The 20482-nt window shown below is 72.2% G+C and carries 19 protein-coding genes; 11 read left to right on the forward strand and 8 right to left on the reverse strand.

All coding sequences use genetic code 11. The features are described from left to right. Positions 1-75: 75 nt before the first annotated feature. Both A5481_RS21815 and A5481_RS21820 read left to right on the forward strand, forming a co-directional pair. The gene (locus tag A5481_RS21815) at positions 76-495 is read left to right on the forward strand and encodes a tautomerase family protein (protein WP_048433349.1); all 420 of its coding nucleotides are present in this window, start codon (positions 76-78) and stop codon (positions 493-495) included. Between the two features lie 49 nt (positions 496-544). Continuing rightward, positions 545-1126, forward strand: a complete 582-nt coding sequence (locus A5481_RS21820; protein WP_048433350.1) for a TetR/AcrR family transcriptional regulator — start codon at positions 545-547, stop codon at positions 1124-1126. Here A5481_RS21820 and A5481_RS21825 read toward each other — a convergent pair. The 4 genes from A5481_RS21825 to A5481_RS21840 form a co-directional block, all read right to left on the reverse strand. Further along, complete coding sequence (locus A5481_RS21825; RefSeq protein ID WP_048433351.1) at positions 1117-1443, reverse strand: DMT family transporter; 327 nt, start codon at positions 1441-1443, stop codon at positions 1117-1119. The two genes, A5481_RS21820 and A5481_RS21825, sit on opposite strands and share 10 nt — an antisense overlap. After that, positions 1440-2600: an SDR family oxidoreductase gene (locus A5481_RS21830; RefSeq protein ID WP_048433352.1), complete on the reverse strand. Its 1161-nt coding sequence runs from the start codon at positions 2598-2600 to the stop codon at positions 1440-1442. The genes A5481_RS21825 and A5481_RS21830 overlap by 4 nt, the downstream gene beginning before the upstream one ends. A gap of 289 nt (positions 2601-2889) precedes the next feature. Then, positions 2890-4155: an ATP-binding response regulator gene (locus A5481_RS21835; protein ID WP_082984948.1), complete on the reverse strand. Its 1266-nt coding sequence runs from the start codon at positions 4153-4155 to the stop codon at positions 2890-2892. A gap of 83 nt (positions 4156-4238) precedes the next feature. Continuing rightward, complete coding sequence (locus A5481_RS21840; protein WP_048437693.1) at positions 4239-5399, reverse strand: FIST N-terminal domain-containing protein; 1161 nt, start codon at positions 5397-5399, stop codon at positions 4239-4241. 523 nt (positions 5400-5922) lie between these two features. Between A5481_RS21840 and A5481_RS21845 the strand changes: the two genes are divergently transcribed. From A5481_RS21845 to A5481_RS21880, 8 genes are all read left to right on the forward strand, one after another. Then, positions 5923-6669, forward strand: a complete 747-nt coding sequence (locus A5481_RS21845) for a response regulator (RefSeq protein ID WP_048437694.1) — start codon at positions 5923-5925, stop codon at positions 6667-6669. 391 nt (positions 6670-7060) lie between these two features. Further along, the gene (locus A5481_RS21850; protein WP_064504292.1) at positions 7061-9124 is read left to right on the forward strand and encodes a carbon starvation CstA family protein; all 2064 of its coding nucleotides are present in this window, start codon (positions 7061-7063) and stop codon (positions 9122-9124) included. 4 nt (positions 9125-9128) lie between these two features. Further along, positions 9129-9347, forward strand: a complete 219-nt coding sequence (locus A5481_RS21855; RefSeq protein WP_064504293.1) for a YbdD/YjiX family protein — start codon at positions 9129-9131, stop codon at positions 9345-9347. Positions 9348-9634: 287 nt separating this feature from the next. Continuing rightward, complete coding sequence (locus A5481_RS21860; RefSeq protein ID WP_245298650.1) at positions 9635-10618, forward strand: DMT family transporter; 984 nt, start codon at positions 9635-9637, stop codon at positions 10616-10618. 179 nt (positions 10619-10797) lie between these two features. Then, positions 10798-11226 (forward strand): hypothetical protein, encoded by a 429-nt coding sequence (locus A5481_RS21865; RefSeq protein WP_048435805.1) that lies wholly within the window; start codon positions 10798-10800, stop codon positions 11224-11226. A gap of 76 nt (positions 11227-11302) precedes the next feature. Then, a complete protein-coding gene (locus A5481_RS21870; protein ID WP_064504295.1) occupies positions 11303-13627 on the forward strand; it encodes a Tex family protein in 2325 nt (774 codons plus the stop codon). 82 nt (positions 13628-13709) lie between these two features. Next, complete coding sequence (locus tag A5481_RS21875; RefSeq protein ID WP_048437176.1) at positions 13710-13955, forward strand: type II toxin-antitoxin system Phd/YefM family antitoxin; 246 nt, start codon at positions 13710-13712, stop codon at positions 13953-13955. Then, entirely contained in the window at positions 13952-14404 is a 453-nt protein-coding gene (locus tag A5481_RS21880) for a PIN domain-containing protein (RefSeq protein ID WP_048437175.1), read from the forward strand. Before A5481_RS21875 ends, A5481_RS21880 begins: the two co-directional genes overlap by 4 nt. 61 nt (positions 14405-14465) lie before the next feature. Here the strand turns inward: A5481_RS21880 and A5481_RS21885 are convergent, their stop codons facing one another. The 4 genes from A5481_RS21885 to A5481_RS21900 are packed head-to-tail and all read right to left on the reverse strand — an operon-like array spanning position 14466 to position 18741. Continuing rightward, on the reverse strand, positions 14466-14939 hold the full coding sequence (locus A5481_RS21885) for a hypothetical protein (RefSeq protein WP_048437174.1): 474 nt from the start codon (positions 14937-14939) through the stop codon (positions 14466-14468). A 43-nt stretch (positions 14940-14982) separates the two neighbouring features. Next, a complete protein-coding gene (locus A5481_RS21890) occupies positions 14983-16302 on the reverse strand; it encodes a flavin monoamine oxidase family protein (protein ID WP_048437173.1) in 1320 nt (439 codons plus the stop codon). A gap of 4 nt (positions 16303-16306) precedes the next feature. Next, positions 16307-16861, reverse strand: a complete 555-nt coding sequence (locus tag A5481_RS21895) for a hypothetical protein (protein ID WP_245239197.1) — start codon at positions 16859-16861, stop codon at positions 16307-16309. Beyond that, positions 16858-18741, reverse strand: coding sequence for a hypothetical protein (locus tag A5481_RS21900; protein ID WP_197514221.1), 1884 nt, complete (start codon positions 18739-18741; stop codon positions 16858-16860). Before A5481_RS21900 ends, A5481_RS21895 begins: the two co-directional genes overlap by 4 nt. Before the next feature lie 191 nt (positions 18742-18932). On the opposite strand from A5481_RS21900, the gene A5481_RS21905 reads away from it, so the two are divergent. Continuing rightward, positions 18933-20435 (forward strand): NAD(P)/FAD-dependent oxidoreductase, encoded by a 1503-nt coding sequence (locus A5481_RS21905; protein WP_048437172.1) that lies wholly within the window; start codon positions 18933-18935, stop codon positions 20433-20435. The last annotated feature ends 47 nt before the right edge of the window (positions 20436-20482 follow it).

Here is a 20482-nt window from a genome sequence, read left to right on the forward strand (position 1 = left end):
TACATACCAGTAGGTACAATAGAAGGGACGAGGCTGCCGTCGCGGCCGCGTAAGACCTCTCCGGGAGATTCGCCCATGCCCCTCGCCACCATCACGCTGAAGCGCGACCGTTCGTCGGACCAGCGCCGCGCCATCGCCGACGCCGTCCACGCCGCCCTCGTCGACAGCATCGGCATCCCGCCCGACGACCGGTTCCAGGTCGTCTCGAGCCAATTCGACGACGTGATCTACGATCCCTCCTATCTCGGCATCGCCCGCACCGACGACCTGGTGATGATCCAGATCCATCTCTCGACCGGGCGCCGCGTCGCGCAGAAGAAGGCCCTGTTCGCCAGGATCGCCGCGAATCTGGGCCGGCTCGGGATCCGGCCGGAGGACGTCCTGGTCACCCTGGTGGAGATCGCCCGCGAGAACTGGTCCTTCGGCCATGGCCTCGCGACCTACGCAGATGCCGCGCCGCCCCATCTGGCGGAAACGGCCCGGCCCCTGGCCTGACGGGCCCGGCCACGGCATACCGCGTTTCCGTCGGCAGGAGGTAGGAGCGGTGGCGCGGCCAGGATCATCGAAGCGCGAGGCGATCGTCGCCGCGGCGAAGGCGCTGCTGTGGGAGCGCGGCTACGAGGCGACGAGCCCGCGGGACGTGCTGGCCCTGAGCGGGGCCGGCCAGGGCAGCCTCTACCACCACTTCCCCGGCAAGCGGGAGGTGGCAGCCGCCGCCCTCGCCGAAATGGCCGCGGAGGAGATCGCGGTGATCGACGCGCTGTTCGCCCCCGGCCCTCCGCCCCTCGACCGGGTCCGGGCCTACCTGACCCGGGAGCGGCAGGCCCTGCGCGGCTGCCGCCTCGCCCGCCTCGCCAACGAGGCGGCGATGGAGGAACCCGTCCTGCGCGATCCGGTCGCGGCCTATGTCGGGCACATCCGGGCATCCTTGCACGGATGCCTGGAGGAAGCGCGGGACGCGGGCGGATTGGCGCCGGGCCTCGCGCCCGGCGCGGTCGCGGCCGCGCTGATCGCGGTCGTCGAGGGCGGCTACGTGCTCGCCCGGGTGCACTGGGACGAGGCGGCGATGCGCGAGGCGATCGACGGCGCGGTGCAGCTCCTCGCCGCGGCGAGCCCTCAGGCGTGAGCCTGGGCCGCCGCCAGGATGCCGACGCCGACCGCGATCACCCCGATGCCGACGATCATCAGCGGGGTCACCGGCTCGCCGAACAGGATCGCGCCGCCGAGCGCGGCGCCGACCATGCCGACGCCGGCCCAGATCGCGTAGACGATGCCGATCGGCAGCATGTCCATGCTGCTCGACATCAGCCACAACGCGGTGCCGTAGCCCAGCGCCACCAGGAGCGTCGGGCCGGGACGGGTGAGCCCGTCGGCGGCCTTGAGCGACAGGGTGGCGGTGATCTCCGCCAGGATGGCGACCGCGAGGGTGAGGAACGGGTTCATGCGCTCGCCGTCCGCGGCAGGGCCGGATTGGCCTGGGGCGCCACGAACATCTCGAGGTCGTCGGCGAACTGCTCGGCGATCTCGGGCGCGTTCTCGAGGCAGACCTTGAGGTAGTCGGTGAAGGCCGGCGGAGGCGTCAGGCCCTCGGCGAGCAGGCGCTCGTTGGAGAAGGTCAGGTCGAGGGAGCAGAAGGCGTAGTAGGCCCGTACCGCCCGCAGCATCGCCTGCTTGAGCGCCCCGTCGAGGCCGAAGGTCTCGGCGAAGCGCCGGCGTAGGAGCGCCCGGTCGGCGGCGAGGTCGAAGCGGGCGAAGTCGTCGCGCGGGCCGCCCGCCGGATCGGCGGCCGCGAAGGCCCGCATCAGGTCGTCCCAGCGGGCGCGGGCGCCGGCGCCGGCCGAGATGTGGTAGAGGGTGTGGGCGAGCTGCGGCTTGCGCAGCAGGCCGAGCAGGCTGTCGGCGACCCAGTCGACCGGGACGATGTCGACGGCGCTCTCGGGCGCGCACGGCACCAGGCGCAGCCGGTCGGCGGCGCGGATCACCCACAGGATGCTCGAGCTCGGCGCGGCGCCGAGGGTCGAGTGGCCGACGACGATCGAGGGCCGGGCGACGACGATCGGCAGGTCGGAGAAGCTGCCGGCGAGCGAGGTCTCCGCCGCGGCCTTCGAGACCGTGTAGGCGACGAGGTGGCGGGCCTGGGGCGAGGGATAGGCCGCCTCCTCGACGAGGGACGGCGCCTCGGCGCCGCAGATCATCGCGGTGCTGACGTGCAGGAAGCGCACGAGGCCCGGCATGCCCCGCGCCCGGCGGGCGAGCGCCAGCGTGCCGTCGTGGTTGGTGCGGCTGACCCGCTCCTCGCCCCACCACGAGGTGTCGGCGGCGAGATGCAGGACGTGGGTGACCGAATCGAGCCGCGGATCGGCGTCGAGGTCGGCGCGGGTGAAGTCGCCCGGCACCACCTCGACCAGGCGCGCGAGGCGCTGGGCGGTGAAGGCGTCGGTGAAGCGCGACAGCCGCGCGGCGATCCGCTGCCGGCCCTGCTCGGCGGTGGCGCAGCGCACCAGGCACACCCACTCGGTGCCGTCGCGGCGGCTCAAGGCCTGGTGAAGGACGGCGCCGCCCAGAAAGCCGGTTGCGCCCGTCAGTAATATCCGTGCCACGCTGGACCTCCCCGCATTCAGGAGAGATGCCACAGATGAGCGGGCAAATAATCCGTTCCAGCGGCACCAAACTCGCAATCACGCAGTATGTTGCGCGCGCGCAACCGTCTATTTCTCATTGTGCCTAGTCCATACGAGTATTTTCCGTTTTAGATACACAGTAGAAACGCTAAGATATAGTCCGATCGGCCTAGTCTCCAGGCCACGACAGCGGCCGTCGACGAGCCGCCCGGCGTCGATCGGAGTCGGACATCTTCCGGAAACAGTGCCGGCGCGAGCGCGACGGGGCTCAGCCGCGGGTCAGCAGGTGCGCGAGCAGCGCCCGCAGCTGCGCCGGCTTCAGCGGCTTGTGGACCAGCTCGCAGCGGGCCGCCCGCACCCGCGCCTCGACCTCGGACGAGTGGTCGGCGGTGGTGATCACCGCCGGGATGTCGTGGCCGTGGACGGAGCGCAGCCACTCCACGGTGTCGAGGCCGCAGGCGCCGCCGTCGAGGTGGAAATCGGCGACGACGACGTCGGGGCACCAGGTCGTGCCGAGAAGGCGCACCAGGCTGAGGTGGTCGCGCGCCGCGAAGGCGTTGGCGTCCCAGCCGTGGAACAGCCGCGCCAGGGCCTCCAAGGCCGCCTTGTCGTTCTCGATGAGCGCGATGCGGGCGCCGGTGAGGCTCGTCGGCGGCACCAGCGAGGGGGTGGGCCGGGTCGGCTCGGGGGCGCACGGAGCGAGGTGCAGGCTGAAGCGCGAGCCGTGGCCGACCCGGGAGACGAGGGTGAGGTGGTGGCCGAGCGCCTGGGCCGAGCGGCGCACGATCGACAGGCCGAGCCCGAGCGCGATCTCGCCGTCGACGCTCTCGCGCCCGCCGCGGTGGAACTCCTCGAAGATCAGGTCCTGCTCGTCCTCCGGGATGCCGGCGCCGGAATCGACCACGTCGATGCGGATCGCGGAGCCGCGCCGGCGCGCCGCCACCAGCACGCCGCCGGCGGCGGTGTAGCGGATCGCGTTCGAGACCAGGTTCTGCAGGATGCGCTGGAGCAGCACGAGGTCGCTCGCCACCCAGGCCTGCCCGCCGCGGACCGAGAGGCGCAGGCCCTTGCGGGCGGCGAGCGGCCCGAAGCTCGCCTCGACGCTCTCGAGTACGTCGGCGACGCGCACCGGCCGCACCACCGGCTGGATCAGCCCGGCATCGAGCTTCGAGATGTCGAGCAGCGTCTTGATCAGGTCCTCGATGGTCTGCAGGCCCCGCTCGACCTGGCCGACGACGACGCGGGGTTCCGGCCCCATCCGCATGTCGGCGAGCGCCGAGATCGACAGCCGCGCGGCGTTGAGGGGCTGGAGCAGGTCGTGGCTCGCGGCGGCGAGGAAGCGGGTCTTCGAGCGGTTGGCCCGCTCGGCCTCCTCCTTGGCGGCGGTGAGCGCCTGGTTCGAGCGCTCGAGGCTGCGCATCAGCGCCGTCAGCTCCTCGGTGCGGGAGCGGACCTGGCCCTCAAGGGTGATGGCGGTCTGGAACAGCGAGTAGGCGCTGCCGCGCTGGTCCATCGTCCGCTCGACCTGGGACATCAGGGCGGCGTTGATGCGCTCCAGCTTGGCGATGCGGCGGTGCAGGGCCGCGACGTCCTCGCCGGCCCCGGAATCGACTCCGCTCACGGGCCGGCGGGCCGGCCGATGGCGATGCCCGTGAAGGTCTGGTTCAGGTGCATCGAGCGGTACTGCTCGCCGTAGGTCTCGAAGCCGACGACGTTGTAGTGCCGGTAGAGCTCGGCAATGCTGTGCCGGGCCTGGTGGATCTCGGCGTCGAGGCGGCGCAGCACGCATTCGAAGCCGATCACCAGGTCGACGCCGCCGAGCCGCGCGTCGAGCCGGGCGAGCTCCTCGCGGGTCGCCTCGACGAGGTCCTTCTGGCGCGCCAGCGTCAGCACCACGCCGCTCTCGATGGCGCAGTGGAAGCTCAGCGACCGGTCCGGGTTGAGGTGGCGGATCGAGCGGCAGAAATAGTCGCCGCCGACCCGCACCACCAGCGGGTGCGCGGCGAAGCTCGTCGGGGTGAGCGCGTCGGGATCGAGGCCCAGCGCGTTGGCGTACTCGACCGCCGCCGGCTCGGCGTTGAGTTCGCGCACGGTGCGCTGCTCGTGGTCGGTCTCGGTGACGACGAACTTGACCCCGGTCGGCTCGAAATTGTCGTTCTTGAAGATCTCGACGGGAAAGTCGGATTCGATCAGCAGCAGGACCGCGGCGCGGCGGTGCACCTGCCCGTCATGGATCAGGGCGGTCTCCGAGAAGGTCAGCTCGTCGCCGGCCGAACCGCCGACGAGGGGCACCCCGTCGAGGCCGTAGCCGATCGCGGCGATCACCGTCTCCTCGGCGTTGGCGAGGCCGTCGATGAGCGAGATCGCGAAACGCTGCCCGCCGCGGCCGATCGTCTCCATGGTGCAGCGCAGGCCGCGGATCGAGGCCGAGGCCCGCTCGGCGTCGAGGTTGTCGACCGCCTCCAGCACCGTCGAGGCGATGCGGAAGCCCTCGTGCGGGAAGGCGATCGCCACGAGGCCGCGGTCGAGCCCGGCCATCGGGCTGATCTCCCCCGACGAGGTGCAGCCGGCGACCCGCACGCCCGGGAAGGTGCGCCCGAGCGCGGCGTTGAGCGCCTCGACGCCGTAGACCGGCGAGAAGAAGATCACGAGATGCGCGATGCGGCCGACGTCGAGGGAGGCGGCGAGCGCCGCCACCGCCGCGTCCGCTCCGGCCGCCTCGGTCCAGGCCGTCTGAATCCCGCAGCGATGCGAGCGCGTGCGCGTGCCCTGCGCCACCGGTTGCCTCCCCCTCGTCGCCGGCTCGTTCGCGACCGGCTCGTTCCTGGCATGGGATCGCATTATGCGGCCGCGGGGAACGACTGGCAACGAGGCAATCGGCCCGGCGATGACCTTTGGGCATGACCCTGGGGCATGACGGCACGCAGGCGCGGCCGGTGCGGCGGCCGCGCCTGCGCTTCGAGGAACGGAGGGGCGATCGCCCCCGCGATCGGCCGCCGGGCGGCGCCCCACGCGCCGCCAGCCGCCAGATGCCACGCTCCGCTCCCGCCCGCTCCGCGGTGAGGAGGTCTCTGATCCGCCGAGGTCGCACGACGATAGGACCGGGCCGCCGCCACGGACCATTGGACCAAGGTGCAGACCTCGCGGTCGTCGCCGGGCTCCATACCAAAGCACGGTGGCTGCTGCGGCGGCCGCGTGGTAACTCTTACCTCGACTTTATCGGGGTAGCCGCGTTGCTGTCCTCGATCTGCGACTGCGCGCCCCGCCCGGTGGCGCGACGGCGAGAGGATGATCCGCTGCGATGGTGGGATTGACCAGCCCGGCCCCCGGGGTATCTCTTCCGCGGCCGGACGGGACGCCGCCCGTCGCGGAGGGGTCGGACATGCACCTGATCATCGTGGACGATCATCCGCTGTTCCGCGACGCCCTGAGCAGCGCGGTCCGCCTCGCCTTCCCGGCCGCCGAGGTCGAGGAGGCGGACGGGATCGAGAGCGCCTGCGCGGCGCTCTCCCGCGGCCGCTCGATCGACCTGACCCTGCTCGACCTGACCATGCAGGGCGTCAACGGCTTCGACGGGCTGATCGCCATCCGCACGCGCTTCCCGCGCATCCCGGTGCTGGTCGTCTCCGGCCTCGACGATCCGCGCATCATGCGCGAGGCTTTGGCCCACGGCGCCGCCGGTTTCGTGCCCAAGGCCGCCGGCAAGCCGGTGCTGATCCGCGCCATCACCGACGTGCTCAACGGCGCGGTGTTCGTGCCCGAGGGCGTGGCCGGCCCGGCGGAAGTCCCGGGCCGCAAGGCCGGCAAGGCGCCGATCGCCGAGCGCATCGCCGAGCTGACCCCGCAGCAGGTGCGGGTGCTGCTGATGATCCGCCAGGGCAAGCTCAACAAGCAGATCGCCCACGAGCTCGGCGTCGGAGATTCGACCGTGAAGGCGCACGTCTCGGAGATCCTGCGCAAGCTGGGCGTCATCAGCCGGACGCAGATCGTCATCGAGACCGCGAACCTGGATTACGATCATATCCTGGGCGGGTTGCCGTCGAGCTGAGCGCATTCGAGGCCGGCGCAACCTGGTTGAAACGTCCCGCCGCCGACATGTCTCGACGTCGTCCAGGGGCCGCGCGGCGGAACCCGGGATCCGTGACCGCCGGCGATACTTGATGCGGCAGAGTTCTCCCGTCCCTTTCGGCAACGTCTGCGGTCGTGGATCCCGGGTCCTCGCCCGCGGCGAGCACCGGGATGACGGTGGCGGGCGTCATTGCTTCTCGTCACGCACCCGGACCATCGGTCATCCGCCCCTACGACGAAAGTCTCATTCCGGCACGGCACCTCCGACTCGCTGCCGCATTGGCAGCCCTCGACGATTCCTTTACCCGAAAGTCGAAGGAAGCCGCCGAAGCATGTCGTGAGCCCGGCGGCGAAAGCCGGGAGGAAACCGCATGACTGCCGTCCGCAAGCACGGGCCCTGGGCGCTCGTGGGCGCGCTCGGGGCCGCCGCCCTCGCCGTCGTGGCGACGCAGCGCGGCGAGACCGTCAACGCGCTCTGGATCGTCGTCGCGGCGGTGTCGGTCTACCTGATCGCCTACCGCTACTACTCGCTGTTCATCGCCGACCGCATCATGCGGCTCGACCCGACCCGCCAGACCCCGGCCCTGCGCCACAACGACGGGCTCGATTACGTCCCGACCGACAAGTACGTCCTGTTCGGCCACCACTTCGCGGCGATCGCGGGCGCCGGCCCGCTGGTCGGCCCGGTGCTGGCGGCGCAGATGGGCTACCTGCCGGGCCTGCTCTGGATCCTCGCCGGCGTCGTGCTGGCCGGCGCCGTGCAGGACTTCATGGTGCTGTTCGTCTCGATGCGCCGCGACGGCCGCTCGCTCGGCGAGCTGATCCGCTCCGAGCTCGGCACGATCCCCGGCATCGTCGCGCTGTTCGGCGCCTTCCTGATCATGGTCATCATCCTGGCGGTGCTGGCGCTCATCGTCGTCAAGGCGCTGGCCGAGAGCCCGTGGGGCACCTTCACGGTGATGGCGACGATCCCGATCGCGCTCCTGATGGGCGTCTACTCGCGCTGGATCCGCCCCGGCCGCATCGGCGAGGTCTCGATCCTCGGCTTCGTGCTGCTCATGGCCGCGATCATCTACGGCCAGACCGTCGCCGAGGATCCGGCGCTCGCCGCGATGTTCACCTTCACCGGCACGCAGCTGTGCTGGATGCTGATCGGCTACGGCTTCGTCGCCTCGATCCTGCCGGTCTGGCTGCTGCTCGCCCCGCGCGACTACCTCTCGACCTTCCTCAAGATCGGCACCATCGTCGGCCTGGCGCTCGGCATCCTGGTGCTGGCCCCCCACCTCCAGATGCCCGCGGTGACGAAGTTCGTCGACGGCACCGGGCCGGTCTGGTCGGGCTCGCTGTTCCCGTTCCTGTTCATCACCATCGCGTGCGGCGCGGTCTCGGGCTTCCACAGCCTGATCTCGTCGGGCACGACGCCGAAGCTGATCGACAACGAGGTCAATGCCCGCTTCATCGGCTATGGCGGCATGCTGATGGAATCCTTCGTCGCCGTGATGGCGCTCGTCGCCGCCACCGTCATCGATCCGGGCGTCTACTTCACCATGAACTCGCCGGCGGCGGTCGTCGGCACCACGCCCGAGAGCGCGTCCGCGGCGGTCACCGCCATGGGCTTCCCGATCTCGGCCGAGACCATCAAGCAGACCGCCGCGGATGTGGGCGAGCACACCGTGATCTCGCGGGCCGGCGGCGCGCCGACGCTCGCGGTCGGCATGGCCCACATCATCTCGAACGTCGTCGGCGGCAAGGCGATGATGGCGTTCTGGTACCATTTCGCCATCCTGTTCGAGGCCCTGTTCATCCTCACCGCCGTCGATGCCGGCACCCGGGCCGGGCGCTTCATGCTGCAGGACCTGATCGGCGTCGCGGTGCCGGCCTTCAAGGACACGGCGTCCTGGGGACCGAGCATCGTGGCGACCGGCCTGTGCGTCGCTTTCTGGGGCTTCTTCCTCTACCAGGGCGTGACCGATCCGCTCGGCGGCGTGAACACCCTGTGGCCGCTCTTCGGCATCTCGAACCAGATGCTGGCGGCGATCGCGCTGACGCTCTGCACCGTCGTCATCTTCAAGATGAAGCGGGAGCGCTACGCCCTCGTCACCATCGTGCCGACGGTGTGGCTCGTCGCCTGCACGCTGACCGCCGGCCTGCAGAAGGTCTTCTCCGCCGATCCGCGGGTGGGCTTCCTCGCCCACGCCGAGCGCTACGCGACCGCGCTCGCGGAGGGCAAGGTGCTGGCGCCGGCCAAGACCGCCGACCAGATGCGCCAGATCGTGTTCAACGACCGCATCGACGCGGTGCTGGCGCTGCTCTTCGTCGCCGTCGTGGTGGCGATCGTGGCCTTCGGCATCCAGGCCTGCCTCAAGGCCTACCGCGCCGACCGCTGGACCGCCCTCGAGGCGGATCCGCGGACGGTGCCGGCGGCGGCGGAGTGAGCCGATGGGCGCCGAGTCCTTACGGGATCGCTGGGCGACCCTGACGCGCTGCGTCTGCGACGGGGCGCGCCTGATGGTCGGCCAGGGCAACTACGACACCTACGTCGCCCATATCCGCAAGACCCATCCCGACCAGCAGCCGATGACCGCGACGGAGTTCTTCCGCGAGCGCCAGAACGCCCGGTTCGGCGTCGGCGGCCGCGGCGGCTTCCGCTGCTGCTGACCCCCCTCGCCCGCGCAGGGCCCCTTAACCCTGCGCGGGCGAAACAACACGCAATTCCAAACCCGGTTCCGGTGAAGACGAATTCTCTTCACGAGTCTTTCAGGAGACAGGTTTAAGCCTTGCGGCGGGATGATGGCGGCACCACACCAAGTCGCCGCGGGCCGAACACGATCGGGTAAAGCGTGCCTTAACTAGGGCTGATCCGACAGCATGGCCGTAGCGCGCAATCGGCACGGCTGAGGCAGCCGGGGCGGTGGTAGGACTAAGGCCCCTCCCCGACACCCGCCGTGACACCCGTGGCCTCCCTGACGCTTCCCCTCGCCGCCGCCCCCTCCGCCCGCCCGGCCCTGCCGGCCGTGCTCGGCGACCAGCCCCTGCGCGGCATCGCGCTGGTGGTGATCTCGACCGTGTTCCTGTCGAGCTCCGACGCGACCGCCAAGTTTCTCACCGGGCAGCTCTCCGGCATCGAGGTGGCGTGGCTGCGCTACACCGGGTTCCTGGCGGTGATGCTGGTGGCGGCGCTGGTGCGGGCGCGTCTCAAGCGCGGCGCCTCGCCGTTCCGCTCGGCGCGCCCGGGCCTGCAGGTGGTGCGCGGCGTCGCGCTCGTCGGCTCGGCGCTCCTGTTCCTCGCCGGCCTGCGCTCCCTGCCGGTGGCCGAGATCACCGCCATCGCCTTCGTCTCGCCGATCTTCGTCACCGCCCTGTCGATCCCGGTGCTGGGCGAGAAGGTCGGGGCCCGGCGCTGGGCCGCCGCCTTCGTCGGGCTCATCGGCGTCCTCATCATCGTGCGGCCGGGCACCAGCGCCTTCCAGACCGCCGCCCTCCTGCCGATCGTCTCGGCCCTGTTCTGGGCCGCCGCCCTCGTCGTGACCCGCAAGATCAACGGCTACGACGCCCCCCAGACCACCATGACCTGGTCGGCGATCGTCGGCTTCCTGATCCTGTCGGCCCTCGTGCCCTTCGTCTGGGAGACCCCGAACCTGACCCAGGTCGCGGTCGGCGCCGCGATCGGCCTCATCTCGACCGCCGGGCACTGGATCGTCACCATCGCCTACCGCCACGCCCCGGCCTCGACCCTGGTGCCGTTCTCCTACAGCCAGATCATCTGGGCCGGCCTCCTCGGCTTCCTGTTCTTCGGCACCGTGCCGAACGCCTATATGGGCCTCGGCGTGCTGGTGATCTGCGGCAGCGGCCTCTACACCGCCCACCGCGAGCGGATGCGCCGCGTCCCCGCCCCGACCGGGGTGCTGCCGGCGGGCGGGGTGCGCTGAGGCGCCCGACGCCCCATCGTCGACGCCATCGATCGTGACGGGCGGCCCGATCCTTCGGACCGCCCGTTCCCGTCGCCGGCCATGCCCGGTCTCGGTTGTCGATTTCGCGACTTGACCCAGGGACAGGGAGCAGCGACCGTCGCGAGGCGGATCGACCGTCGATCCCGCCGGAGAGGGTCATGCCCCGTTTCCTCCTCCTGCTCGCCGCGAACGGCGTCAGCCTCGTCCTGTTCGAAGCGATGCGGGCCGTGTTCGACGGAAGCCTGGACCCCGCGATCGTCCCGCTGGCGGCCGGACTGGTGGCGTGGTCGGCGATGGTCCTGGCGGGTTCGATCACGCCGGTCGAGCGGCGTTTCACGGGCCATCAGCGCCTCGCCTGGATCCTCGGCGGCCAGCTCGGGCTAGTCCTCGCCGTCATGCAGGGGGCGCCGCTCTGGCGCCTGCCGGGCGGCTACAGCAAGTACGTGGTCTTCGGCCTGCTCGCCCTGCCCGTCGCCGCGGTGAGCCACGTCACCATCTGCGCCCTGTTCACCCGCGCCGAACGCGACGCCTGGGCGGGGCGGCAGCCTCGTGGGGCCGCGGACGCAACGGACGCCCCGACCCTCTGATCCCCGCCCTTCCAACTCGCCCCCAACCCCTCTAAGGACACGCCTCCCCGTCGCCCCGGAAAAACGCGGAGTCGTCATGTCCAGCATCACCCAGCGCATCGCCACCGAGATCGGCGCGCAGGAATGGCAGGTCAAGGCGGCGGTGGACCTGCTCGACGGCGGGTCGACGGTGCCGTTCATCGCCCGCTACCGCAAGGAGGTGACCGGTACCCTCGACGACGCGCAGCTGCGCAATCTGGAGGAGCGCCTGCGCTACCTGCGCGAGCTGGAGGCCCGCCGCGCCGCGATCCTGGAGAGCGTGGGGGCCCAGGGCAAGCTCGACGACGCCCTGAGGGGACAGCTCCTCGCCGCCGACACCAAGGCGCGGCTCGAGGACCTCTACCTGCCGTTCAAGCCCAAGCGCCGCACCAAGGCGCAGATCGCCCGCGAGGCGGGCCTCGGGCCGCTCGCCGAGGCGCTGCTGACCCGCCCCGACCAGGTGCCGCTCACCGCCGCCGCCCCGTTCGTCGACGAGGCGAAGGGCGTCGCGACGCCGGAGGCGGCGCTCGAGGGCGCCCGCTCGATCCTGGTCGAGCGTTTCGCCGAGAATGCCGAACTCGTCGGCCAGTTGCGCGAGGCGTTCTGGACCCGCGGCCGGCTCGTCTCGCGGGTGCGCGAGGGCAAGGCGCAGGCCGGCGCCAAGTTCTCCGACTATTTCGACTTCTCCGAGCCCCTGACCCGCCTCCCCTCCCACCGGGTGCTGGCGCTGTTCCGGGGCGAGAAGGAGGAGGCCCTGGACCTGCGCCTCGACGAGGCCCCCGAGGGGGTCGACGCACAGAGCCTCTATGACGGCCGCATCGCCCTCTCGGTCGGGATCCAGGATCGCGGCCGGCCCGGCGACCGCTGGCTGATGGAGGCGGTGCGCTGGGCCTGGCGCACCAAGCTCCGGCTCTCGATCGAGCTCGACCTGCGGGCCCGCCTGTGGGAAGCCGCGGAAATTGAAGCGGTGCGGGTCTTCGCCGGCAACCTGCGCGACCTTCTGCTCGCCGCGCCGGCCGGCGCGCGCCCGACCCTCGGCCTCGATCCGGGCTACCGCACCGGCGTCAAGGTCGCGGTGGTCGATGCCACCGGCAAGGTGGTCGCCACCGACACGATCTACCCGCACGAGCCGCGGCGCGACTGGACCGGCGCGCTGATGACGCTGGCGAAGCTCTGCCGGGCGCACGGGGTCGAGCTGGTCGCCATCGGCAACGGCACCGCCTCGCGCGAGACCGACAAGCTCGCCGCCGAGCTGATCGCCAAGCAGCCGGACTTGACGCTCACCAAGGTGATGGTGTCGGAGGCCGGCGCCTCGGTCTACTCGGCCTCGGCCTATGCGAGCCAGGAACTGCCGGGGCTCGACGTGTCCTTGCGCGGCGCGGTCTCGATCGCCCGGCGCCTCCAGGATCCGCTCGCCGAGCTGGTGAAGATCGAGCCGAAGGCGATCGGCGTCGGCCAGTACCAGCACGACCTGGCGGAGGGAAAGCTGTCGCGCTCCCTCGACGCGGTGGTGGAGGATTGCGTGAACGGCGTCGGGGTCGACGTCAACACCGCCTCGGGCCCGCTACTCGCCCGGGTGTCGGGCCTGAGCGAGCGGGTGGCGCAGAACATCGTCAGCCACCGCGACGGCAACGGCCCGTTCCGCAGCCGTTCGGGGTTGAAGAAAGTCGCGGGGCTCGGGCCGAAGGCGTTCGAATTGTCGGCGGGCTTCCTGCGGATCCAGAACGGCGACGATCCGCTCGATGCCTCGGGCGTGCATCCGGAGGCCTACCCGGTGGTGCGCCGCATCCTCCAGGCGACGAAGAGCGACATCAAGGCGGTGATCGGCAACGGCACCGTGCTCAAGGGCCTCAATGCCAAGTCGTTCACCGACGAGACCTTCGGCCTGCCGACCGTCACCGACATCATCGCCGAGCTGGAAAAGCCCGGCCGCGACCCGCGCCCGACCTTCAAGACCGCGACCTTCCAGGAGGGCGTGGAAAAGATCGGCGATCTGCGGCCCGGCATGGTGCTGGAGGGCGTGGTGACGAACGTCGCGGCCTTCGGCGCCTTCGTCGACATCGGCGTGCACCAGGACGGCCTCGTCCACATCTCCGCCCTGTCGAAGACCTTCGTGAAGGATCCCCGCGCGGTGGTGAAGCCCGGCGACGTGGTGCGGGCGAAGGTCCTGGAGGTGGACGCACCCCGCAAGCGCATCTCGCTCACCCTGCGCCTCGACGACGAGGTCGGCGCCCGGCCTCCGCGCGAGCCGGGCGGCCAGCACCGCGACGCGCCCCGCCGGGACGCTCCCCGCCCGCAACCCCGCCGCGAGGAGCCGGCGGGCGGCGGCGCGCTTGCGGATGCGTTGCGCAAGGCGGGGCTCGATCGCGGGCCGCGGCGCTGAGGCCGATCGTGAGGACTGGTTGTGCACAGAACGTCGCTCCGATACCGTGACCTCATGTGGTCATAATCGCGGGAGCGCGCTGATGCGGACGATTCAGGCGAGGGACGCCAAGGCGGGGTTCTCGGCCCTGGTCGAGGCGGCGGAGCGGGGCGAACCGACGACGATCACGCGGCATGGGCGACCGGCCGCGGTGATCGTCCCCGTAGAGGTGGCACGTCGCCTGTACCCCGACGACAAGCCGAACTTCGCCGACTTCCTGATGACGTTCCCGGGCGGTCTCGATGACGTCGAGCGCGACCGGACACCGATGCGGCCAATCGACTTATGAGCCATGGCGGCTATCTTCTCGATACCTCGTCGCTCTCGCTCCTCGCGCCGGGTCGGTCCAATCTGCCCGAGGCCGTGCTGGCCCGACTGCGCGAGGAAACGGAACGTCTGCACCTGTCGGCCGTGACGCTCGCGGAGATCCGCGAGGGGATCTGCAAGTTGCGCCGAAAAGGTTCGATGGCCCGCGCGGAGGCGCTCGATGCGTGGGTGACGTCGCTCACCGCCCTGTTCGCGGACCGCATCCTCGCCTTCGGACGCGAGGAGGCCGACGAATCGGGGGCGCTCTCGGACCGGGCGGCCGGGATTGGTCGGCATCCCGGCTTCGCGGATATCGCGATCGCCGCCACCGCGAAGGCGCACCGCCTCATCCTCGTCACCGAGAACCTCCGTCACTTCGAACCGCTGACACCGTTCGGCGTGACGGCCCAGAATCTTGCCGGGATGACCTGATGCCGCTTTACGGCGCCGGTCGCTGAACGCTCCGTACCAGCCGCATCGTCGGCGCGGCCCTCTACTTTCCCGCCGCGTCGCTCGCCGTCGTGAAGGTGCCCTCGAAGCGGCCGCGCTGGGTGTCGGCCGCGCAGGCGACGGTGGAGCGGCCGGGCGCGGAGGCCGGGAAGCGGCAGGAGCCGACGGTCATCAGGGTGTCGCGGGTGATGCCGCCGTCCTGCCCCTTCACGGTGAGGATCACGGCGCTGACCGGCTGGAGCGCGTCGACGCCGACCTCCTCCTGGCGGTCCTGCGGCATGCCGGTGCCGCTGAAGCTGACGGTGGTGCCGTCGCTCGAGGTGAAGTCGAACGAGGTGCGCCGGCCCTGGACCAGGTTGACGATGCTGTCGCCGCAGGTCGGGCTGACGTCCTTGCCGGCGATCACGAGCTTCTCGCAGGCGCCCTTGAGCACGTTGCGGGTCATGGGCTGGGCATGGACCTCGGCGGTGCAGGACAGGCCGAGGAGCACGAGGACGGTGAGGATGCGCGTGAGCATGGCCGGAATGTAGGAACCCTTCGCCGCAATCCCACCATGGATTTTAGTGGAGTGCGGCGGCGATCGCGTCGGCCGCCCGCTCGCCCTCCGCGAAGGCGCCGCCCGCGGTGCCCCATTGCTCCCGCGACAGGGCCTCGCCGGCAAACCAGATCCGCTCGCCCACCGCCTGCTTCAGGAGGTCGCGGGCGTGCGTGTGGCCCGGCGGCACCACCGCCCAGGAGCCGCGCGACCAGGGATCGTGGCGCCACTCGGTCACCGCCGGCACGGCGAGGTCGCGCAGGCACCCGCGGCCGACCTGTTCGGCCAGGGTATCGCGCACCAGCCGGCGCGCGCCGTCGGGCCCGGAACGGGCCGCGTCGAGGCGCTCGGCCATCGGCACGTCGAGCTCGAAATAGTGGAACGGCGTGCCGTCGACCCGGGTCAGCAGGCCGGGCGGCTGCAGGCGGCCGCCGATCAGGCTCGCCAGCCGGTCGCGGCCGCGGAACGGCGAGGACGGCCAGTGCAGCACGACGTGCTCGTAGATGCCGGTGCGGAACCCGTCGATCGCCGCGCGGACGGGCTCCGGCAGGTCCGGGGCGAAGCGGAGCGCCGGGGCCGGCTCCTGCAGCACCATCATCGGGGCGGTGACGAGGGCGGCGCGCGCCGTCAGGGCGCCGTTGTCCCCGAGATCGAGCCGCACCCCCTCCCCCGACCAGTCGAGGGCGGAGACCGGGGTCGACAGGGCCACCGGCAGCCCGGCGGCGAGGCGGGCGAGATAGGCGCCGTAGCCCCCGGCGATGAAGAAGTTGTCGCCGTACTCCATGCTCGGGAAGTCGTGCAGGCTGACCTCGGTCAGCGGGCGGCCCGAGACGAGGCCGTGCACCAGGGCGACGCGCCGGCCCCAGGGCCCGAGGCCCGGCGGCAGGGCGGCGGCGGCGGGGCGATCCTCGCCGTGCAGGCGGGCGCCGTCGGTCATCGCCCGGTCGGCGACGGCCCAGGCGCGGCCGAACGCGGCCTCCTCGGCCGGCCGGCCCGGACGGCGGCCGACCCAGAGGTGGCTCTCCTGCGCGGCCCGGCGCAGCGGTTCGCCGCGCGCGAAGCCGAGGGCCACCAGCGGGTTGATCGGCCCGGCATGGAGCCAGTGGGCGCCGAGATCGACCGGATGGCCGCGCAACCGCGTGGTCACGGTGCGGCCGCCGAGCCGCGGGCGGGCCTCCAGCACCGCCACCGACAGGCCGCGGGCGGCGAGCCGCCGCGCCGCGCCGATGCCGGCGGCGCCGGCGCCGATCACCGCGACGTCGGGGGAGGCGGGCAGGCCCGCGAGCGGCGGAACGGCGGTCGGCGGCAAGTGCTCGTGTGCGTGCTCGTGTGCGGCGCGCGGCATCCCATCACCCCTCGTTGGCCTCGGTCGCGGCCGCCCGCGCGATCGCGGCGAGCCAGCGGTCGAGGCGGGCGCGGCTCGTCGCCGGGACGGGACAGCCGACCTGGCTGCGGATGTAGAGCGCGAGGCTCGATCGGCCCTCCCCGCGGCCGACGATCTCGACCGTGACGGTGTCCGGGCAGCGCAGCCACGCGGTGCGGGCGACGTAGCGGTCCTGCTCGCCCCAGGCGTCGGTGAAGACGAGCGCCGTGCGCGGCTGGCGCTCGGCCACCGCCCGGACGATCTCGCGCAGGCGCGCCCCGGCGACCGCGAAATCGGGCGGCACCGCATCGGCCCGCGCCAGGGGGCAGACGTCGGGCGCGCAGGCGAGCGCGTCGTTGCGGGACGGCACCCGCGCCAGGGCGGCGAAATCGACCGGCCCGAGATCCGGCGGGCCGAACAGGGCGGTCCAGACCTCCTCGATGCCGCCGGGCTCCTCGCCGCGGGCGACCGCCACGGCCCCGGCGGCCAGGGCCGCGAGGACGAGGCCGAGGAGGAGACACGCCGCGATCCGCCCGATCACCGATGCTCCCCTGCGGCGCCGGCCGACAGGCGCCAGACCCGCAAGGGCGTGTCCTGCACCGGGACCGGCTCCAGCCCGGGCGGGGTGATCTCGCCGCGCCCGAGGCGGACCGCGACGTTCGGCACCTCGCCCGGCTCCGCCGGGGGGGCGCAGGCCACGATGTAGTCCGCCCCCACCCGCCGCGCCACGTCGGCGGTCGCGTGCGCGTCCCTGAACGCCTCGAGCGAGGCGACGAGGCCGGGCAGCGCGCGGTGGTAGGGCGCCGCCACGACCGCGTGGTGGCCGTGCAGCAGGAGGTTGGGCCCGAGATCGATCTCCGCGAGGATCCGCCCCCGCGGCAGGGCGTCGAGGGCGGCGACGGCGCGGCGGGCGCCGCAGCCCTGCCAGGCGGCGTGATCGGCCGCGAAGGGCTTGTCCGTGCCGGCGATGGCCTCCGGCACCGCCGCCAGCAGGAGCCAGACCTTGCCGCACAAAGCGAGGCTCAGGGCGAGGGCGGCGAGGCGCCGCCGCGGGCCGGCCGCGGGCACGCGCAGGAGCGCGACCGCCCGGTCGAGGGCCGGGCCGCCCACCAGGGGCACGAAGGCGCCGGCGACGTAGAGGCCGCGGAACTGCGGCAGGCCGAGGACCAGGCCGAGCCAGAGCGAGGCGGCGGCCGCCGCCATCAGGCATCGCTGCGCCGGCTCGCGCCCGCGCCGGGCCCAGACGCTCGCCGCGACGGCGCCGATCAGCACCGGCAGGTAGCCGGCGAGGACCGCATCGGGCGCGAGGCGGACGAGCTGCCAGACCGGGCGCATCTCGCGCACCTTCACCAGCCACTCGTCGTGCACGAGGGCCGGCATGCCGGTGAACGGCCCGGCGGCGCAGGCCGGGAACAGCACGAGGAAGCCGCCGACCGCGACCGCCCCGCAGGCGGCCAGGACCGCGAGCCGCAGGCCCCTCCCCGCCCCCCGGGGGGCGCAGGCGGCGCACGCCGCCGTCGCGGCAGCAGAGGCCGCGAGCCAGAGCCAGGGCGGCGAGAGGGCGTCGCAGGCGGCGGCGCGCCACAGCGCCGGATCGGTCTGGGCCAGGAACAGCGCCGGGGCGAAGAGGCCGAGGGCGAGGGAGAAGCCGAGGAAGGGCGGCAGGGCGGTGCGCCCGTCGCGCCACCACCGCAGCGCCAGGACGAGGCCGGCCCCGGCGATGAAGGGCAGGGCCTCGAGCCCGACCGCCAGCGACAGCGCGGCGAGCGCCCCGGCGCAGGCGCCGTCGCGCGACGTCGGGGCAGGCCGGGCGAGGGAGAGGACGAGGGCGAGGACCGCGCAGATCTGGACGTTGTGGTGGTCGATGCGGCCCGGGGCGAACAGGCCGGTGACGAACACCGCCTGGGCGGCCGCGAACACCGCGAAGGCCGCGGCCCGCCAGCCGAAGGCGCGGCACACCCCGCGATACAGGATCGCCGCGTAGAGCCCGAGCAGCACGAGCGGCCACAGCGCGGCGGCGATCCCCTCCGCGCTGATCGGACCCGCCGAAGATTGCGTCAGGAGATCCGCCAGAGGACGCGCCAGCAGGATCAGGACGGCGATCGGCACGTCGACGAGGCGCGACCAGTGCATCGGCGGCGCCCCGGCATGGCGGTGCTGGGCGAGGTCGAACCAGGATTGGCCGGAGAGCCAGTCGCGCACCTGGACGAGCCGCATGGCGTCGTCGGTATCCGGCAGGCGCAGGTCGCGCAGAACCGCCCAGAGATCGGGCCAGGACACGATCCCGGCGGCGCCGGCCAGGACGATGAGCCAGACGATCGCCGGCCGCTCGAAGGGCGAGCGGTCCGCCGCCGCTCCACGGGATCCCTGTCCGGAGGCTTCCGGGCCGGATCCGGCCTCGGGGAGCGGGGCGGCGAGCATGGCGGGTTCCTGGCGGGTTCCTGCCGGATTCCTGGCGGGCCTCGATGATCCGGCGCGCCCTGAGTCGCACGCCCGCCCTTACCCCTCGGTTAGCGCAGCCGGTTGAGCGGTTCTTTACCATCCGGGCGGTAAAGCTCGGGGAGAACCTTCTGCGCGCCGCGGCCGAGCCGCCCCCCGGAGTCACCCGAGCGATGAGCCTTCACACCGAGACGCTGGTGATCGGCGCGGGACCGGCGGGCCTCACGACCGGCTACATGCTGGCCAAGGCCGGCCGCGACGTCGTGGTGCTGGAGCGCGATCCGACCCAGGTCGGCGGCATCAGCCGCACGGTGGAGTACAAGGGCTTCCTGTTCGACATCGGCGGCCACCGCTTCTTCTCGAAATCGAAGGAAGTCGTCGATCTCTGGAACGAGATCCTGCCCGACGACTTCATCGAGCGGCCGCGCCTCTCGCGGATCTACTACAAGGGCCGGACCTACGCCTATCCGCTCAAGGCGTTCGAGGCCCTGCGCAACCTCGGGATCGTCGAGAGCGCGGCCTGCGTCGCCTCCTACCTCTGGGCCCGGGCCCGGCCGATCGCGGAGCCGAAGAGCTTCCACGACTGGGTCCGCAACCAGTTCGGCGAGCGGCTGTTCTCGATCTTCTTCAAGACCTACACCGAGAAGGTGTGGGGGATGTCGTGCGACGACATCTCGGCCGACTGGGCGGCGCAGCGCATCAAGGGGCTCGACCTCGGCGCAGCGATCCGCGACGGGCTCAAGCGCTCGCTCGGGCTGCACCGGCCGGCGGCCTCCGACGGCGCGGTCATCAAGACCCTGATCGAGTCGTTCCGCTATCCCCGCCGCGGCCCCGGCATGATGTGGGACGCGGCAGCCGGCGCGATCCGGCGCAACGGCGGGCAGGTCCTGCTCGACCGGCGGGTCGACGCCCTGTCGTACGACGCCGCCACCAAGCTGTGGACGGTGAGCACCCGGCGCGAGGGCGGCGGCCGCGAGACCTTCACGGCCCGCAACGTCGTCTCCTCGGCGCCGATCCGCGAGCTCGTCGGCGCCATCCGCCCGGCGCCGCTCAGCACCTTCCAGGCCCGCTCGCTGCGCTACCGCGACTTCGTCACCGTGGCGCTGATCGCCCGGGCCAAGGACAGCTTCCCGGACAACTGGATCTACGTCCACGACCCGGCGGTGAAGGTCGGCCGGGTGCAGAACTTCCGCTCCTGGTCGCCCGAGATGGTGCCGGACGATTCCTACACCTGTCTCGGCCTCGAATATTTCTGCTTCGAGGGCGACGGGCTGTGGAACGCAGCCGATTCCGAGCTGATCGCGCTCGCCCGCCGCGAGATCGGCCTGATCGGCCTCGTCGACCCGGCGAGCGTGGTCGATGCCTGCGTGGTGCGCCAGCCCAAGGCCTACCCGGTCTACGACGACGCCTACCGCGCCCACGTGGCGACGATCCGCCGGGACCTCGAGGGCAGCTACCCGACCCTCCATCTCGTCGGCCGCAACGGGATGCACAAGTACAACAACCAGGACCACGCGATGATGACCGCGATGCTGACGGCGCGGAACATCCTCGCCGGCGAGCGGCGCTTCGACGTGTGGAACGTCAACGAGGACGCCGAATACGCCGAGGCCGGGCTCTCGGGGGTGCAGGAGGCCCTGGGCAGCGAGCGGATGGTGCCGCGCAAGGTGGCGTGAGGCGCAAGACGGCGTGCGGCGGAGGGCGGCCTGATGCGGTCGTCCGG

Source organism: Methylobacterium platani, from assembly GCF_001653715.1.
Classification (GTDB): domain Bacteria; phylum Pseudomonadota; class Alphaproteobacteria; order Rhizobiales; family Beijerinckiaceae; genus Methylobacterium; species Methylobacterium platani.

Bases quoted from the DNA above. Each gene is read 5' to 3' on its own strand.
- A5481_RS21825 (WP_048433351.1), bottom strand. From the start codon at position 1,443: ATGAACCCGTTCCTCACCCTCGCGGTCGCCATCCTGGCGGAGATCACC.
- A5481_RS21870 (WP_064504295.1), top strand. From the start codon at position 11,303: ATGTCCAGCATCACCCAGCGCATCGCCACCGAGATCGGCGCGCAGGAA.
- A5481_RS21885 (WP_048437174.1), bottom strand. From the start codon at position 14,939: ATGCTCACGCGCATCCTCACCGTCCTCGTGCTCCTCGGCCTGTCCTGC.
- A5481_RS21835 (WP_082984948.1), bottom strand. From the start codon at position 4,155: ATGTCCCAGGTCGAGCGGACGATGGACCAGCGCGGCAGCGCCTACTCG.
- A5481_RS21875 (WP_048437176.1), top strand. From the start codon at position 13,710: ATGCGGACGATTCAGGCGAGGGACGCCAAGGCGGGGTTCTCGGCCCTG.
- A5481_RS21880 (WP_048437175.1), top strand. From the start codon at position 13,952: ATGAGCCATGGCGGCTATCTTCTCGATACCTCGTCGCTCTCGCTCCTC.
- A5481_RS21865 (WP_048435805.1), top strand. From the start codon at position 10,798: ATGCCCCGTTTCCTCCTCCTGCTCGCCGCGAACGGCGTCAGCCTCGTC.
- A5481_RS21845 (WP_048437694.1), top strand. From the start codon at position 5,923: ATGGTGGGATTGACCAGCCCGGCCCCCGGGGTATCTCTTCCGCGGCCG.
- A5481_RS21890 (WP_048437173.1), bottom strand. From the start codon at position 16,302: ATGCCGCGCGCCGCACACGAGCACGCACACGAGCACTTGCCGCCGACC.
- A5481_RS21815 (WP_048433349.1), top strand. From the start codon at position 76: ATGCCCCTCGCCACCATCACGCTGAAGCGCGACCGTTCGTCGGACCAG.
- A5481_RS21850 (WP_064504292.1), top strand. From the start codon at position 7,061: ATGACTGCCGTCCGCAAGCACGGGCCCTGGGCGCTCGTGGGCGCGCTC.
- A5481_RS21900 (WP_197514221.1), bottom strand. From the start codon at position 18,741: ATGCTCGCCGCCCCGCTCCCCGAGGCCGGATCCGGCCCGGAAGCCTCC.
- A5481_RS21905 (WP_048437172.1), top strand. From the start codon at position 18,933: ATGAGCCTTCACACCGAGACGCTGGTGATCGGCGCGGGACCGGCGGGC.
- A5481_RS21855 (WP_064504293.1), top strand. From the start codon at position 9,129: ATGGGCGCCGAGTCCTTACGGGATCGCTGGGCGACCCTGACGCGCTGC.